This is a genomic window from Streptomyces sp. NPDC054961, assembly GCF_053609145.1.
On record NZ_JBSGWY010000033.1, the window covers coordinates 45,258 to 61,629 of the forward strand.

The window sequence follows — 16,372 nt, forward strand, 5'->3', positions numbered from 1 at the left end:
CCGCGCACCCCGGGGGGCTGCGCCTGGCTGTCCGGGGGGGTTTATAACCACCCCACACGCCCGCGGCGGGCGGGGGGGGGGCGGGGGGGGCCCCCCGCGGCCCCCCCCCCCCCCGCGCAGCAACTCGATCACCCGGGGGGAGACCAGCACGCGTCCGCTGGCCCGCGCCGTCCGCGTGGTGACGTCCTTCTGCGAGACGTCGACCATCCGGGCCGCGCCGGCCTCGTCGAGGTGCGTCAGCGTGGTGCCGGCGCCGGCGCTGCTCTGCTCAGGGGGTACGGGGGTCTCCCCCGGGGAATGTGCTGCCATGTCTGCGTGCCGCTCCCGTCCGGGCCCCGCAAGGGCCTGTGTGGTGCAACACGCTACCCGCATCCGCCCGGCCTCAGCCGAGCAGGACCACCTCGAGCTCGGCCCCCGGCTCCACCGAGGTGACGTCCTCCGGTACGACCATCAGGGAGTCGGCGTGCGCCAGCGCGGCGATCAGGTGCGAGCCCGATCCGCCGACCGGGCTGACCGTGCCGTTCGCCGCGTCGTACCTGCCGCGCAGGAACTGCCGGCGGCCGGCCGGGGAGCCGAGCGCCTTGTCGGCCTCCAGGACCGCGCGCACGCTCGGCCGGCTGACCTCCGAGGCGGGCAGCCCCATGAGGGCGCGGATCGCGGGGCGCACGAACAGCTCGAAGGAGACGTAGCAGGACACCGGGTTGCCGGGCAGGGCCAGCAGCGGGGTGTGGTCGGGGCCGATGGTGCCGAAGCCCTGGGGCTTGCCGGGCTGCATGGCGAGCTTGCGGAAGTCGATCCGGGCCCCGTCCACGTCCTCGTCCCCGGTGGAGACGGCGGTGAGGGCCTCCTTGACCACGTCGTACGCGCCGACGCTGACCCCGCCCGTGGTGACCAGCAGGTCGGCCCGGATGAGCTGGTCCTCGATGGTGGACCGCAGGGTCTCGGCGTCGTCGGCGACGGCGCCGACGCGGTAGGCGATGGCTCCGGCGTCCCGTGCGGCGGCCGCCAGCGCGAAGCTGTTGGAGTCGTAGATCGTGCCGGCGCTCAGCGCCTCGCCGGGCTGGACCAGTTCGCTGCCCGTGGACAGGACGACGACGCGCGGGCGCGGCCGCACCCGCACGGTGCCGCGCCCGATGGCGGCGAGCAGCGCGATCTGCGGCGGCCCGAGCACGGTGCCCGCGGCGAGCGCGAGGTCCCCGGCCTGGACGTCGCTGCCGCGCGAGCGGACGTGCGCCCGCGCCTCGGCGGCGCGGTGCACCCGCACCTCGCCGGCGGCGCCCTCGGGCGACTCGCTGGCCGGGGTCATGCCGGAGGCCGCGCCCGCGCCGCTGCCGCCGTCGGTCCACTCGACCGGTACGACCGCCTCCGCGCCGGGCGGCAGCGGGGCGCCGGTCATGATGCGGGCGGCCTCGCCGGGTCCGACGGTCGGCAGGTCCCCGCTGCCGGCCGCGACGTCCCCGATGACCGTCAGCACCGCGGGGAACTCCTCGCTCGCGCCCTGGACGTCGGCGGTCCGGACGGCGTATCCGTCCATCGAGCTGTTGTCGAAGGGCGGGAGGGCCACGGGCACGGTGACGTCCTCGACCAGGACACAGCCCTGGGCGTCGAGCAGCTGAAGCTCGATGGGCTCCAGCGGCCGGACGGCGGCGAGGACGTCCGCGAGGTGCTCGTCCACCGACCAGAGGCGCTGACGGCCGCCGGCCGATCGAGGATGCTGCGGTGCGTCGGTCTTGCTCAAGGTGCTACATCTCCTCCGTGACGTAACGGTGAAGCCAGGTGCGGAACTCCGGGCCCAGGTCGTCACGCTCGCACGCGAGCCGGACGATGGCCCGCAGGTAGTCCCCGCGGTCCCCGGTGTCGTAGCGGCGGCCCCTGAAGACCACGCCGTGCACCGGGCCGCCGATGGTCTCGTCGGCGGCCAGCTTCTGCAGGGCGTCGGTGAGCTGGATCTCTCCGCCGCGGCCCGGCTCGGTCTCCCGCAGTATGCCGAAGATCGCGGGGTTGAGGACGTACCGTCCGATGACCGCGAAATTGCTGGGCGCGTCCACCGCGTCCGGCTTCTCGACGAGCCCGGTGACGCGGACGACCCCGTCCTCGTCGGTGCGCTCCACGGCGGCGCAGCCGTAGAGGTGCACCTGGGACGGGTCGACCTCCATCAGCGCGACGACGGTGCCGCCGGTGCGCTGCTGGATGTCGACCATCTGACGCAGCAGCGGGTCGCGCGGGTCGATGAGGTCGTCGCCGAGGAGGACGGCGAAGGGCTCGTCGCCCACGTGCGGTTCGGCGCACAGCACGGCGTGACCCAGGCCGCGCGGGTCGCCCTGGCGGACGTAGTGCATGGTGGCCAGGTCGCTGGATTCCTGGACCTTCTTGAGCCGGTCGTCGTCGCCCTTGGCGATGAGCGCGGACTCCAGCTCGTAGTTGCGGTCGAAGTGGTCTTCGAGAGCGCGCTTGTTACGGCCCGTGATCATGAGGACGTCATCGAGACCGGCCGACACGGCTTCCTCGACGACGTATTGGATGGCCGGCTTGTCGACGACCGGGAGCATTTCCTTGGGTGTCGCCTTGGTCGCGGGGAGGAAGCGAGTGCCGAGGCCCGCGGCCGGGATGACGGCCTTTTTGATCACGGGGTGCAACTGAGTCATGAGCGGAACGATAGTCGGTCCGAGCACGGACCAGGTGAGATGCTGATGAAGAATGTTCAGGTATGTACCAGAACAGCGAGGTGTGAGACAAACGTGGCACAGAACCAGCCGTTGTCCGGTCCGGCCCCCGCCAAAGCGGCCCTGCGCCGGGAACTCCTGGCCGCCCGCCGCGCCTTGTCCCCCGAGGCCCTCGAGACGTCGGCGCGGGCGCTCTCCCGCTCCGCGTCGCTCCTGCCCGAACTGGCCGACGCGCACACCGTGGCCGCGTACGTCTCCGTCGGATCGGAACCCGGCACGCGCGCGTTGCTCGACGCGCTGCGGGCGGCCGGGAAGCGGGTGCTGCTGCCCGTCCTGCTGCCCGACAACGACCTGGACTGGGCGGCGTACGAAGGCCCTGCGAGTCTGGCCGAGGCCGCGCACCCGGGCAAGATGCGGCTCCTGGAACCGGCCGGATCGCGCCTCGGCCCGGAGGCGGTGACCGGCGCCGACGCCGTGCTGCTGCCCGGACTCGCCGTGGACCGGCGCGGGATGAGGCTCGGACGGGGCGGCGGGTCGTACGACCGGGTCCTGGAGCGGCTGGAGCGCGCCGGGGCGCATCCCGCGCTGGTCGTGCTCCTCTACGACGACGAGGTGGTCGCGCGGGTCCCGGAGGAGCCGCACGACCACCCCGTGCGGGCGGTGGCCACCCCGTCGGGGGTGGTGCGCTTCTGAGGCCTCGCGCCGCTAGGGCGTCAGCTTCAGGGTGTCGACCGTGGCCCTGTCCACGGCCTCCTTGCCGAAGGGCCAGTCCAGCAGTTCGCCCTTGGCCCACAGGGTCGTCTGGTCCGTGTAGTGGTCGTGGTACGCGTGCCCCGAGGCGCCCGTCAGGTTGATCCAGCGGGACTTGTCGAGGTCGTTGAGGTTCACGACCATCCGCATCGACGGCACCCAGGTGACCCCGTACCCGCTGGAGGCGTTCCAGCCGGTCGCGTTCACGGTGGCCTCGCCGCCGCCCAGGTTCCACGGGCCGCGGTTGAGGAGCCACTGCAGGTAGCCCGGACCCTCGGTGCCGATCGTCTGGTTCTTCAGCATCAGCTGGTGCATCCGGCCCCAGCTCCAGGTGGACTGGTCCTTGCCGAGCTTGGCGGTCAACTCCCAGCGGGCGTCCTTCATGGCCCGCGCGAAGAGCTGGTCGCGGGTGGTGGTGGCCGCCTCGCCCCGCCCGGCGGCGGGCGCCTGCCACCACTCGGAGTTCTCGTTCTTGACGAGGCGGCGGACCACCTCGAACCAGCGGTCGCCGCCGTCCGGCTGCGCCGAGTCCGCGCCGCGCGTACCGCATTCGCGGACCATCTTGGCGAGGTCGTCGGCCGGTCCGGTCGTCTGCTCGGGGACGTTCATGCAGCTGCCCTCGATGCGCAGCTCCTTCGGCATCTTGTCGCCGAAGGCCAGCTTCAGGATGTTGCGCCAGACCGCGTTGAAGTACGCGGCGGCCGCCGAGTCGGGCTCCTGGGTGTAGTTCCAGCCCTCCAGCAGCTTCTGCGCGGAGCGGACGTCCGGGTCCGAGACGTCGATCTTGGCCAGCATCGGGGTCAGCAGCGCGGCGATCTCGCTGCTGTTGTCCATCTGCATGGTGCGCATGTCGTCGGTGGAGATCTTGCCGCTGTCCTTGATCTTCGCCTCGATGAGGTCGTTGATCCGCTGGCTGCGCGCGCCGTAGCCCCAGTCGGTGGTCAGCAGGTACGGGTACTTGCCGGCGCCGGTATCGGTGACGGCCTGGTTCGCGGTCACGATGTAGCCGCGGCCCGGGTTGAGGTCGTACGGCATCTCGTCCTGCGGGATGTAGCCCGCGCTGCCGTCCTTGCCGCCCTTCCAGGCGTACTTCGAGTCCCAGCCGGGCGTCGGCATCCGGCCGTCCGCGCCACCGCCGCGCATCGGGATGCGGCCCGGGGCCTGGTAGCCGATGTTGCCGTTCGGACCCTTGTTGTCGGCGTAGATCAGGTTCTGCGAGGGGACCTCGAAATCGCGGGCCGCGGCGCGGAAGGCGGTGAAGTCCTTGGCCTGGTTGATCTTGAAGACGGCGTCCATCGACTTGCCCGGGTCCAGTGCGGTCCAGCGCAGGGCGACGCCGTAGCCGTTGCCGCGGTCGGGCGCGGAGCTGGCGACGGGTGCGCGGGCGCCGACCGAGGCGATCTCGTCGCTGCGGTCGGAGATCAGCGGGCCGTTGCCGGTGCTCCGGACCGTGATCTTCTTCTCACCGCCACCGGCGATCTTGATGACCTCGTCGCGGACGGCGAAGGGGACGACCTTGCCGTCGTAGACGTAGCCCTCGGGCTTGACCTGCTCCAGGTAGAGGTCGGTGACGTCGGCGCCGAGGTTGGTCATGCCCCAGGCGATGTCGGCGTTGTGTCCGATGACCACGCCCGGCATGCCGGAGAAGGTGTAGCCGGCCACGTCGTACTGGCACTGGGCCGAGGCCGCCCGGCAGTGCAGGCCCATCTGGTACCAGACCGAGGGCAGCTGCGGGGAGAGGTGCGGGTCGTTCGCGAGCAGCGGCTTGCCGGTGGTCGTGTACTGGCCCGAGACGACCCAGGAGTTCGAACCGATGCCGCTGCCGGCCGGGCCGAGGATCGCGGGGATCTTGTCGAGGGTGTCGGCCAGCGCGCTCATGTTGGTGCGCAGGCCCACGGTCGCGCCCTGGGCGGTGGCGTTGCCCGCCAGGCCGGTCGGGCCGTCGGCGGCGTCGCCGGTGCGGGCGGAGGCCTGGGAGCCGACGGCGCTGCCCTGGCCGCCGGAAGCGGGGGATCCCGCGGAGCCGCCGGAGCCGGAACCCGGTCCGGCCTGGGGCGTGTACTTGCCGCCCTTGACGGTGCCGCCCTCGACGATCGCCTTGTTCCGGTCGAAGGGGTAGGGCGGGTAGAGGTCGTCGATCTGCGCCTGCGAGAGCTTGCCCGTCATCAGCGCGCGGTCGATCTCGTCCTGCATGTTGCCGCGCAGGTCCCACGCCATCGCCTTGAGCCAGGCCACCGAGTCGACCGGGGTCCACTCCTCGACCCGGTAGTCGCCGCTGAGCTTGAGCGCCGCGTGCTCCACGGAGAGGTCCTTGCCGGACTTCCCCTTCAGGTACGCGTTGACCCCGTCGGCGTAGGACTGGAGGTTCTTCTTGGTCTCCGGGGACAGCTTGGTGTCGTACTCCTGCTGCGCGACCTGGCGCCAGCCGAGGGTGCGCAGGAAGGCGTCCGTCTCGACCTGGCCGGCACCGAACATCTCCGAGAGCCGCCCGGAGGTCATGTGCCGCCGTACGTCCATCTCCCAGAAGCGGTCCTGCGCGTGCACGAAGCCCTGCGCGCGGAAGAGGTCGGCGTCGGTGTCGGCGTAGAGCTGCGGAATTCCGCGGGCATCGCGCTTGACGTCCACGGTCCCGGCCAGGCCGGGCACCCGCAAGGAGCCGGTGGTCTGCGGGAACGAGGCGCGCACGCTGTCCACGGTCCAGTACGCCCCGTAGCCGAGGCCCGCGAAGAGCGCCAGGACCAGGACGAGCACGATCAGACGGGCGCGTCGTCCCTTCTTCTTGACGGAAGGGGCGGTTTCGTTGGCGGGCATCGCTGTCCTTAGAGGGGCAGGGTGGTCCTGGGAGTGCTGGGAGCAACCATAGGCGCAGGACCGGGTGCGTTGATCCGCCAGGGGTCGAGGTCGTGAGGACAGAGCTCCGTGGGCGTTTCACAATGTGGTTGTCGAGTAAAGGGCGCGTCAAAGATTAGGTAAGGTAACGAAGTACTTGCCGTCCGTGCCCGTGCCGGAACGATCCGTCAGTCCGACGTCGTCGTCCCGTCATCGCCAGGCACGTCGAGGAAAGGGCCGCCCGCTGACTGTCCACACGCTCAATGAGCTCCTGCTGGTCTGCTCGCTCGTGCTGCTCGTCGCCGTCGCGGCGGTTCGCATCTCCTCACGCAGCGGCCTCCCCAGCCTGCTCATCTACCTCGGCATAGGCATCGCCATAGGCCAGGACGGCATCGGCAACGTCGTGTTCGACAACGCCGAGCTGACCCAGGTCATCGGCTATGCCGCGCTCGTCGTGATCCTCGCCGAGGGCGGTCTGGGCACCAAGTGGAAAGAGATCAAGCCGGCCCTGCCGGCCGCGATCGTGCTCTCGCTGGTCGGCGTCGCCGTCAGCGTGGGCGTGACCGCGGCCGGAGCGCACTATCTGGTCGGACTCGAATGGCGCCAAGCCCTGCTGATCGGCGCGGTCGTCTCCTCGACCGACGCGGCGGCGGTCTTCTCGGTCCTGCGCAAGGTCCCGCTGCCCTCCCGCGTGACGGGCGTGCTGGAGGCCGAGTCCGGCTTCAACGACGCACCCGTGGTCATCCTGGTCGTGGCCTTCTCGACCGTCGGACCGGTCGACGAGTGGTACGTCCTCATAGGCAAGATCGCCCTGGAGCTGACGATCGGCGCCGCGATCGGCCTGACCGTGGGATTCCTGGGCTCCTACGGGCTGCGGCACGTGGCCCTGCCCGCCTCCGGCCTCTACCCGATCGCCGTGATGGCGATCGCCATCACGGCCTACGCGGCCGGCGCGATCGCGCACGGCTCCGGCTTCCTCGCCGTGTACCTGGCGGCGATGGTCCTCGGCAACGCGAAGCTGCCGCACTGGCCCGCCACCCGGGGATTCGCGGACGGACTGGGCTGGATCGCCCAGATCGGCATGTTCGTGCTGCTCGGCCTCCTGGTCACCCCGCACGAGCTGGTCCACGACTTCTGGCCGGCCGTCATCATCGGACTGGTGCTGACGATGGTGGCGCGGCCGCTGGAGGTCTTCGTCTCGCTGCTGCCGTTCCGGCTGCCCTGGCAGGAGCAGGCCCTGATGTCGTGGGCCGGCCTGCGCGGCGCCGTGCCCATCATCCTGGCGACCATCCCGATGGTGTCCGGGATCGAGGGCAGCGAGCGCGTCTTCAACATCGTCTTCGTGCTGGTCGTGGTCTACACCCTGGTGCAGGGCCCGACCCTGCCGTGGCTGGCGCGCAAGCTGAAGCTCGAGGACAGCGGCGAGGGCGCCTCCGACCTGGGCATCGAGTCGGCGCCGCTGGAGAAGCTGCGCGGACACCTGCTGTCCTTCGCGATCCCGCCGGCCTCACGGATGCACGGGGTCGAGGTCAGCGAGCTGAGGCTGCCGCCAGGGGCCTCCGTCACCCTGGTCGTCCGGGATGCGAAGAGCTTCGTACCGGCGCCGTCGACCGTGCTGCGGCACGGGGACGAGCTGCTGGTGGTGGCCACGGACCCGGTGCGCGACGCGGCGGAGGCACGGCTGCGCGCGGTGGCCCGCGGCGGAAAGCTGGCGGGGTGGCTGGGAACCGGCGGGGCGAGCACCGCGGGTTAGAGCGGCACTCTAATTCGGCCATTTTCGATGAGCTTTGCCCGCGTTCATCCGGATTTACACCGAGCCTGAATGCAAAATTCCAGTTAATCGCAGGCGAAGAGATGCGCTGTAGCCCGAATCACAGGACATATAAGTCGATCCGCCTGTACGATAAAGGGACACATCGAACCAACTCTGCCTGACGCAGAGCTGGCGCGACCGCAAAGCGGCCGTGGCACCCTCCCGCAGTGGGCGCCCAGGTATCACTCGGTTCTGCGCAAGAGGACAGCTCTCGGGGCTCCCACATGTACGGGTGCGACTGCTCACAAGGCGGCGCATCGTCCGCAGACGGGGAGTTCTACCAGGCAGCGGAAAGGCCAGGCCGTGACATCCGCGGTCACGACCGACACGTCCGCCCGCCCCGGTTACGGACAGCTCCTGCGCACACCCGGCGCCCTCGGCTTCGTTCTCCCGGGATTCGCCGCGCGACTCCCCTTCGGCATGCTGACGATCAGCATCCTGCTGCTGGTCCAGCACTCCACCGGCTCCTACGGCAGCGCGGGCATCGTCGCCGCCGTCACCGGCATCTCCATGGCGCTGTTCGCTCCCGTCATGGGCAAGCTCATCGACCGCCACGGCCAGAGCGCCGTCCTGGTCCCCGTGGCCCTCGCCCACGCCACCGCGGTCAGCTCCCTGGCGGCGCTCGCGCTGCTGGGCGCGCCCGTCTGGGCGCTCGCGCTGGCGGCCGTCCCCGCCGGCGCGTCCGTCCCGCAGGTCGGGCCCATGGTCCGGTCCCGCTGGGCGGCCAAGCTCGAGGGCTCCCCGCTGCTGCCGACGGCCGCCGCGTTCGAGTCCGTCACCGACGAGTTCACCTTCGTCGTCGGCCCGGTGCTCGCCACCGCGCTGTGCACCGGCATCAACCCGGCGGCCGGCCTCGTCACCGAGGCGGCGCTGACCCTGATCGGCGGCCTGGTCTTCGCCGCGCAGCGCGGCACGCAGCCCCAGCCCGTCGCCCGCCCGGCGGACGGCGAGAAGCACGCCTCGGCCCTCTCGTTCCACGGTCTGCGCGTCCTGATCGTCGCCTTCGTGGGCATCGGCGCCGTCTTCGGCGGCATGCAGGTCTCGCTGGCCGCCTTCTCCGAGGAGATCGGCAACCCCGGCGCCAACGGCCTGCTCTACGGCGTCTTCGCCGCGGGCAACATGATCGCCGGCATCGCCTGCGGTGCGATCGCCTGGAAGATCGGCCCGCGCCGCCGCCTGATCCTCGGCTACGTCGGACTCACCGCGGCCGCCTCGGTCCTGTGGGCCGCCGACTCGATGATCCTGCTCGGCGCGCTCGGCCTGGTCGTCGGCCTGTGCATCGCCCCCGCGCTGATCACCGGCTACACCATGGTCGAGCAGCTGATCCCGGCGGCCTCGCGCACCGAGGCCTTCACCTGGCTCACCGGAGCGGTCGCCTTCGGGCAGGCCGGCGCCGTGATCCTGGCCGGCCGCCTGACGGACGCGCACGGATCCTCGTACGGGTTCCTCGTGCCGATGGCGGCCACGGCGCTCGCGCTGAGCATCCTGCTGGCGCTGCGTGCGAAGCTGGACCCGGCGCGCGCGACCCGAGTGATCGCGCGCGGCACGGTACACCGCGAACTTGCCGCGGCCGGTAAGTGACGAGGCAGTCGCGGCGCCGGGGGCGAGCCGAGCGCCGGAATACGTCACCGTGACTCCTCCACCGCGCGAAGGCGGTGGCTTCTCGCCCGGATCTCGGATCGTCGCGACGGCCAAGCCCTGACCGCTGCCTCCACGGCAGGTGATGCACATTACTCCTGCCAGGCAGCGGTTGCAGCTACTATGGATGTTCATTAGCACTCGTCGAGCCAGAGTGCCAGGAGGAAATTCGTGCCGACCTACCAGTACCAGTGCACCGAGTGCGGTGAGGGCCTTGAGGCCGTGCAGAAGTTCACCGATGACGCGCTGACCGTGTGCCCGAGCTGCGACGGACGCCTGAAGAAGGTGTTCTCCGCGGTCGGCATCGTCTTCAAGGGCTCCGGTTTCTACCGGAACGACAGCCGCGGTGCTTCGTCGAGCAGCACCCCCGCCTCGAAGCCGGCGTCCACGCCCGCCGCCCCGGCCGCGTCCTCGTCGACGGCATCGTCGTCCTCGACTTCGGCCTCGTCGTCGAGCAGCTCTGCCGCCTGACCTGCACGACCGCTCCACAGCTTCATCCGAGGCCCTGCCGTCCTTGCCGACCGCGGGGCCTTCGGCATGCCCCCGTAGGGTGGGCCGCATGGCGAATGCAGAGATCGGTGTCATCGGCGGATCGGGCTTCTACTCCTTCCTGGAGGACGTCTCCGAGATCCAGGTGGAGACGCCCTACGGACCCCCCAGCGACTCCCTGTACCTCGGCGAGCTGGCCGGCCGGACCGTGGCCTTCCTGCCCCGGCACGGGCGCAGCCACACCGTCCCCCCGCACAAGATCAACTATCGGGCCAACCTGTGGGCGCTGCGTTCGGTCGGCGTCCGCCAGGTCCTCGGCCCCTGCGCGGTCGGCGGCCTGCGGCCCGAGTACGGCCCGGGCACGCTGCTCGTCCCCGACCAGCTGGTCGACCGTACGAAGTCCCGCGCCCAGACCTACTTCGACGGTGAGCCCCTCCCGGACGGCTCCGTCCCCAACGTCGTGCACACCGCCTTCGCCGACCCGTACTGCCCGGTCGGCCGGTCGGTGGCCCTGGCCGCCGCGCGCGGGCGGGAGTGGGAGCCGGTGGACGGCGGCACGATGGTCGTCATCGAGGGGCCCCGCTTCTCGACCCGCGCCGAGTCCCGCTGGCACGCCGCGGCCGGCTGGTCGGTGGTCGGCATGACCGGCCACCCGGAGGCGGTCCTCGCGCGCGAGATGGGGCTCTGCTACACCTCGATGGCGCTGGTCACGGACCTCGACGCGGGCGCCGAGACGGGCGAGGGGGTCTCCCACACCGAGGTCCTGAAGGTCTTCGGCGAGAACGTCGGACGGCTGCGCGAGGTCCTCTTCGACGCGGTCGCGGCCCTCCCGCCGACGGAATCCCGCGCCTGCCTGTGCACCCACGCCCACGACGGGTGGGACCTGGGGATCGAGCTGCCGTAGGCGGGGGCGCGTACGGATCCGCCCCGTCCGGTGCCCGCGCGGCTCCGGACGGGGCGGTTCTCGCTCAGGGCACTAGCGCACGGTGAAGCGGGTCTGGACCACCTTCCCGTCCACCAGGACCTCGGAGGCCATGACCGAGGCCGTGGCCGGGTCCCGCACGGTGAAGTTCAGCGCGAACGTGCCGTCCAGACCGATCATCCGGGTCACACAGGGGTCGGCGGTCTTCGTCCCGTCCGCCTTCCGGCCGCTCACCGCCACCGTGGCCACCGGGGCGAAGTTCCGTCCGGTGACCTGGACGACCGTCCCCACGGGACCGCTGTCCGGGGAGAGCGCGTACGAGGGCGCCGGCGCGGGCGGGGCGCCGCCGACGGTGAAGCGGGCCAGCGCCTTCCTCCCGTTCACGAGCCACTCGCGGGCCTGGAGGGCGACGGTGGCCGGGTCGTTCACGGTGAAGGTCTGGGAGAAGCTGCCGTCGAGGCCGACCACCTTGGTCCTGTAGCTGTCCGCGCTCTTGGAGCCGTCCGGCTTCAGCCCGTCGATCTCGACGGTGCTCACCGGCGCGAAGCCCTGGCCGACGACCGTGACCTTCGTGCCGGCCGGCCCGGTGGACGGGGAGAGCGTGATGAAGGTCTTCGCCACCGTGAGCGGGGCGGTGACGTGGAGACCGCCTGCGGTGACCTGGACCTGGTAGGCCCCCTCGGTCACCGAGGAGGCGAGGGTGACCGTACCCGACAGGGCTCCGGAAGCGTCGACGCCCAGGTGCGTCGCCGAGAGCCGGGCGGGGCCGCAGCCGGTGCCGTCGGCCGCGCACAGCGCGGCGGTGACGGCGGCGCCCGCGGGCCAGCCGGCTCCGGAGAGGTTCACCGTGGCGCCCGGTTTCACGGTGGCCGCGCCCGCGGCGAGGGTGACGGGCTGGGAGGTGACGGTGAAGGGGACGTTCGTCTCGGTGCCTTCGACGGCGCCCTCGTCGGTGTGGATGAAGGCGATGGCCGGGTCACTGATCGTGAACTCGGTGGTGAAGGTGCCGTCCGTGGTCGTCCCCGGGTAGACGGCGGTGTCGTCGAGGGTGTTGCCCGCGGCGTCCAGGGCCACCACGTTCAGCTGCTGGTCCTGGTGGTAGTTCCGGCCCGACACCGTGATCACGCTGCCGACCGGACCGTGATCGGGGCTCGGCGTCAGCTCGTACGGTCCCGCCGGGACGTACGCCCTCACCTCCAGCGGAGCCTTCGCCTGCTTCGTACCGTCGCTGACCTGGACGGAGTACGAACCGTCCGCGAGCGTCCAGGAACTGGCGAGGGCGACGCTGCCGCTCAGACCGCCCGAGGCGTCGATGGCCAGCGTGCTGGAGGCGATCCTGGCCGCGTCGCAGTTGCCGCCCGACGCGTCGCAGAGGGTAGGGGTCGCCGTGGCGCCCGGCGTCCAGCCGCCGCCGGCCAGGGCCACGGACGTACTCGGTTTCACCGGACCGGTGGGCGCGGACACCGTCGCCTCCGTGTTCCCGCCGCCCTGCGCGGTCACCGTCGCCACGGTCCCGCCGCCGGCGGTGACGTCGCAGGGGGTCTGGTAGGTGCCGCCGAAGACCACGGTGGTGGTGCGGGTCCGCAGGGGGGTCAGGCTGACCGCGCCGGACGCGGTGGCGGGAAGGAAGAAGTCGCCTTCGAACGGGGGCAGGACGACGGCCTGGCCGCTGGTGTAGTCGAGGTTGACCGTGGGCCCCTGCACGGTGACGGTGCCGGTGGCCCCGCCGGACAGGGTGAGGTCGATCGCCGGGGTGGTCGGGATGTTGCTGAGGTTGGTGGTGCTCTTCGCCGGACCGGGCCCGAGGGTGATCTTGGCGTGGACCTTGCCGCCCGGCGGAACGCTCGTGCCGGTCAGGTCCACGGTCATGCTCTGCGGACCGGTGGCCTCGCCCTGCCCGGCGGGCAGGGAGCAGTGCACGGTGGGGGTGACGGTGCCGGCCTGGGCCGTGGGAGCCAGGGCAAGGCCGCCGGCGGCCAGAACCAGGGCGATGCCGCCCGAGGCCAGTGGCGCGCGCCGCAGCAGTCTTCGGTGCGAGAGCATCCGATCTCCCTTTGTCGGTGTGGGGTACGTACGGGGGGTGGAGGGGTGGGACGGGCCGGGACCCGGGCGCGGCTTCGCGCGGGGCCCCGGCCCGGTGGTGCGGTGGGTGCGGGGGTGGTGCGGGTCGGAGCCGGGTGGTGCCGGCGGGTGCCGGGTGGTGCGTCAGGACAGCGAGAGCGTGAGCGTCGCCGCGTAGTTCCCGCCGGGGACGACCGCCGGGGTGTGGAGATTCAGCCCGGCGGAGGCGTCGAAGACTCCGCCGACCGACTGGCCGCTGCCGGAGCGCAGTTCGCACAGGCCCGCCGGGGTCGCGCCGAGCGCTCCGGGTGCTCCCGCGGTGGGTGTGCCGACCGCGTCGGCGTGCGCCGAGCAGGACGGGGTCCAGCTCACGGCTGCCGCCGGGATCACGGCCGTGCCCCCGCCGGCGGCGGTGAAGTCGCTGAGCGTTCCGGTGAGCGACCAGCCGGCGGTGCCGCCGCGGGCGTCCGAGACCTCGACCGGGTTGAGGGTGCCGTGGACGTCGTGGCTCGTGCCGTCCGACTGGATCGTCCCGAAGTGCACTTCGGCCCCAGCCTGGCTCATCGAGAGCGGTCCGGGGGTGACGGAGAACGTGAACTTCTGGGTGCCGGTGCCGCCCTCGCCCGGACCTCCGCCGGTGGTGACGGTGAAGGGCACCTTGGTGTCGGTGCCCTCCAGGCCTCCCTCGTCGGTGTGGAGGAAGGCGATGGCCGGGTCACTGATCGTGAACTCGGTGGTGAAGGTGCCGTCGGTGGTCGTGTTCGGGTAGACGGCGGTGTCGTCGAGGGTGTTGCCCGCGGCGTCCAGGGCCACCACGTTCAGCTGCTGGTCCTGGTGGTAGTTCCGGCCGGAGACCGTGATGACCGTGCCCACGGGGGCCCGGTCCGGGCTCGCCGTCAGCTGGTAGGGGCCCGCCGGGACGTACGCCTTGACCTCCAGCGGAGCCTTCGCCTGCTTCGTACCGTCGCTGACCTGGACGGAGTACGAACCGTCGGCGACGGTCCAGGAGTTGGCGAGCGTGACGCTCCCGCTCAGGGCGCCCGCGGCGTCGATCACCAGGGAACCGCCGGTCAGCTTCGTCGCGTCGCATCCGCCGCCGCCCGCGTCGCACAGGCTCGCCGTCGCCGTGGCGCCCGGGGTCCAGCCGGTGCCCGACAGCGGTACGGAGGTGCTCGGCTTGACCGGGCCGCCGGGCGCCGACACCTTCGCCTCCGCGCCGCCGCCGCCCTGGACGGTGACGGCGGCGACCACGCCGCCGCCGCTGACCACCTCACAGGGGGTGTTGTAGTTCCCGCCGAAGACCACGGTGGCGGTGTTCATCTTGACGGGGGTGAACTCCACCGGCCCGGAGGCGGTCGCCGGGACGAAGAAGTCGCCCTCGTAGGGCGGGATCACGATCGGGGCCGGCTGCATGGGGACGTCCACCGGGACCGTCGGTCCCTGCACGGTCACCTTGCCCGTGGCGCCCCCCGACATCACCAGGTCGATGGAGGGGGTGGACGGCACCTGGTCGAGCTTCATCGGACTGACCGCCGGGCCGGGGCCCAGGGTGATCCTGGCGTGCACCTTGCCGCCGGGCGCCACCGCGGCCGGGGACAGCTCGACGGTGACGTCCTGCGGGCCGGAGGGATCGCCCTGCCCGGCCGGCAGGACGCAGTGCACGGTGGGGCGGATCGTCCCCGCGTGCGCCGCGGGTGCCAGCACCGCACCCGCGAGGGCGAGCACGGCGGTCATGCCTCCCCCCGCCGTCATCGCTCTCCGGACCACCGGACTTCGCTGGAAGAACACCTGATCTCCTCATGGGCGAGTAGGAGTTCCGGCCCGCTCGTGGGTGAGCCGGCCGGCCGTTCGAGCGGTCGGATTCGGGTGATCGACTGCGATCGGCCGTGATCGGCCGCGGCCGCCCACGGTCGCCGCGGGCGCCCGATTTCCCTTTCGGTCAATTTCCACACCCAGCGCGCCGAAATGCCTACGGCATACCGGAACGAACAAAGGAAGCGTCCGCTGCGGCACGCTTTGCCATCCTGCGCCTCAAAGCCATCCTGCGGATATACAGCCGAAATCGAGTCTCGGTCCACCGCCCGGCATTCATTCCATTCGGTGACTCTGTAACACCCACCCCGCCTTTGCTACACCATCATCCGACCGCCGCCCTGACCTGACCAAACACGGGCGGCCCGGAGCGGCCGGATGGAACTCCGAACCGCCCGGAGCGCACAGCGTGGCGCAGCGGAGCACAGAAGGGAATAGTCGAGGTGACGGTACGTCAGATGGCCCTTTACGGCCTCGCCCGAAAAGTCAAGCAGCCGCTTTCGAGTCACCGGCGCTTTACACCGCCGACCCACCTCAGTAATCGGAAAGAATTTCCCTCCAAGCCTTGACTCCCACCCGAAAGCGCGGCTTCACTGCAATTCGGGATGCTGGATCCAGCCACACCCGGGCCCCGAGGAACTGGGCACCATTGAGCCCCCGGATGTCAGGCCCGGGAATTCCCGTCCCGTCACCAAGCGGCGCACTTCCGTCTCGGCGTGCCCGCTGCTCCTCCCGAACGCCTCATGTCCGTCAGGACCTCGAAGGGAGCACCACCATGTCCCGCCTCAAGACCGCCACCCTCGCAGCCGCCGGCGCGGCCGCGATCACGGCCTCGATCGCGCTGTCGACCAGCGCCTACGCGGTCGCGCCGGCCACCACGACCGCCACCTTCAACTGCAACACCTGGGGAAGCGGCAGCGTGACCCTCACCGCCACCGACACGGGTGGCGTCAAGAAGCTCAAGCTCGCCTCGACCGCCATCAAGGTGCCCGCGGGCACGGCCCCGATCGGCGCCAACACCATCGCGACCGTCGTCAAGGTCACGAAGAACGGCGTCGCCGGAACCACGCAGTTCTCCGGCACCGTCAACCCACCGATGGTCGCGGGCGGTTCGGTGACCGTCGGCCCGCTCCCGCTCACCACGGGCACCCTGGCCGCGGGCGACAAGACCAACGTCGCCCCTCTCGCCGGAGCACCGGGCGCGGCCAACTTCACGGTCTCGATCACCCCGCCGGGGGTTCCGAGCATCTACTGCACCGCGACCGGCGCGCAGGCCTCGGACTTCACCTGGTAGCGGCCGGCGGCGGCGCCCCACAGCACACGGTGGCAACCGGCGCCACCCTGCGGTGACACCCGGCCACAAGGGCCAGAGGGTGGCTGGCCGGACCCCGGCCC

General features: G+C 71.5%; 11 protein-coding genes and 1 pseudogene. 6 read left to right on the plus strand and 6 right to left on the minus strand.

Features of this window, described 5'->3' with window-relative positions; genetic code table 11:
- Positions 1-114 precede the first annotated feature (114 nt).
- The 3 genes and pseudogenes from ACWF9Z_RS26270 to galU form a co-directional block, all read right to left on the minus strand.
- Positions 115-309, minus strand: a pseudogene (locus tag ACWF9Z_RS26270) (cyclic pyranopterin monophosphate synthase MoaC); the annotation flags it as partial.
- 73 nt (positions 310-382) lie between these two features.
- Positions 383-1,738, minus strand: coding sequence for a molybdotransferase-like divisome protein Glp (gene glp, locus ACWF9Z_RS26275; protein WP_453605772.1), 1,356 nt, complete (start codon positions 1,736-1,738; stop codon positions 383-385).
- Positions 1,739-1,742: 4 nt separating this feature from the next.
- Positions 1,743-2,645, minus strand: a complete 903-nt coding sequence (galU, locus tag ACWF9Z_RS26280) for a UTP--glucose-1-phosphate uridylyltransferase GalU (RefSeq protein ID WP_453605774.1) — start codon at positions 2,643-2,645, stop codon at positions 1,743-1,745.
- Between the two features lie 93 nt (positions 2,646-2,738).
- On the opposite strand from galU, the gene ACWF9Z_RS26285 reads away from it, so the two are divergent.
- Positions 2,739-3,356, plus strand: a complete 618-nt coding sequence (locus ACWF9Z_RS26285) for a 5-formyltetrahydrofolate cyclo-ligase (protein ID WP_453605776.1) — start codon at positions 2,739-2,741, stop codon at positions 3,354-3,356.
- Between the two features lie 12 nt (positions 3,357-3,368).
- Here the strand turns inward: ACWF9Z_RS26285 and ACWF9Z_RS26290 are convergent, their stop codons facing one another.
- On the minus strand, positions 3,369-6,224 hold the full coding sequence (locus ACWF9Z_RS26290) for a penicillin acylase family protein (protein WP_453605777.1): 2,856 nt from the start codon (positions 6,222-6,224) through the stop codon (positions 3,369-3,371).
- Positions 6,225-6,486: 262 nt separating this feature from the next.
- Between ACWF9Z_RS26290 and ACWF9Z_RS26295 the strand changes: the two genes are divergently transcribed.
- The 4 genes from ACWF9Z_RS26295 (at position 6,487) to ACWF9Z_RS26310 (ending at position 11,086) form a co-directional block, all read left to right on the plus strand.
- Positions 6,487-7,995, plus strand: a complete 1,509-nt coding sequence (locus ACWF9Z_RS26295) for a potassium/proton antiporter (RefSeq protein ID WP_453605842.1) — start codon at positions 6,487-6,489, stop codon at positions 7,993-7,995.
- 363 nt (positions 7,996-8,358) lie between these two features.
- On the plus strand, positions 8,359-9,636 hold the full coding sequence (locus ACWF9Z_RS26300) for an MFS transporter (protein ID WP_453605778.1): 1,278 nt from the start codon (positions 8,359-8,361) through the stop codon (positions 9,634-9,636).
- Positions 9,637-9,864: 228 nt separating this feature from the next.
- A complete protein-coding gene (locus tag ACWF9Z_RS26305; protein WP_453605780.1) occupies positions 9,865-10,164 on the plus strand; it encodes an FmdB family zinc ribbon protein in 300 nt (99 codons plus the stop codon).
- An 88-nt stretch (positions 10,165-10,252) separates the two neighbouring features.
- Complete coding sequence (locus ACWF9Z_RS26310) at positions 10,253-11,086, plus strand: S-methyl-5'-thioadenosine phosphorylase (RefSeq protein WP_453605781.1); 834 nt, start codon at positions 10,253-10,255, stop codon at positions 11,084-11,086.
- A 72-nt stretch (positions 11,087-11,158) separates the two neighbouring features.
- Here the strand turns inward: ACWF9Z_RS26310 and ACWF9Z_RS26315 are convergent, their stop codons facing one another.
- Both ACWF9Z_RS26315 and ACWF9Z_RS26320 read right to left on the minus strand, forming a co-directional pair.
- Complete coding sequence (locus tag ACWF9Z_RS26315) at positions 11,159-13,147, minus strand: hypothetical protein (protein WP_453605782.1); 1,989 nt, start codon at positions 13,145-13,147, stop codon at positions 11,159-11,161.
- Between the two features lie 162 nt (positions 13,148-13,309).
- Complete coding sequence (locus ACWF9Z_RS26320) at positions 13,310-14,899, minus strand: hypothetical protein (protein WP_453605784.1); 1,590 nt, start codon at positions 14,897-14,899, stop codon at positions 13,310-13,312.
- 853 nt (positions 14,900-15,752) lie between these two features.
- Here ACWF9Z_RS26320 and ACWF9Z_RS26325 point away from each other — a divergent pair.
- Positions 15,753-16,271, plus strand: a complete 519-nt coding sequence (locus ACWF9Z_RS26325) for a hypothetical protein (RefSeq protein WP_453605785.1) — start codon at positions 15,753-15,755, stop codon at positions 16,269-16,271.
- Positions 16,272-16,372 lie beyond the last annotated feature (101 nt).

Excerpts from the sequence above, each read along its gene's own strand:
- galU (WP_453605774.1), bottom strand. The coding sequence starts at position 2,645 with ATGACTCAGTTGCACCCCGTGATCAAAAAGGCCGTCATCCCGGCCGCG.
- ACWF9Z_RS26290 (WP_453605777.1), bottom strand. The coding sequence starts at position 6,224 with ATGCCCGCCAACGAAACCGCCCCTTCCGTCAAGAAGAAGGGACGACGC.
- ACWF9Z_RS26310 (WP_453605781.1), top strand. The coding sequence starts at position 10,253 with ATGGCGAATGCAGAGATCGGTGTCATCGGCGGATCGGGCTTCTACTCC.
- ACWF9Z_RS26315 (WP_453605782.1), bottom strand. The coding sequence starts at position 13,147 with ATGCTCTCGCACCGAAGACTGCTGCGGCGCGCGCCACTGGCCTCGGGC.
- ACWF9Z_RS26320 (WP_453605784.1), bottom strand. The coding sequence starts at position 14,899 with ATGACCGCCGTGCTCGCCCTCGCGGGTGCGGTGCTGGCACCCGCGGCG.
- ACWF9Z_RS26325 (WP_453605785.1), top strand. The coding sequence starts at position 15,753 with ATGTCCCGCCTCAAGACCGCCACCCTCGCAGCCGCCGGCGCGGCCGCG.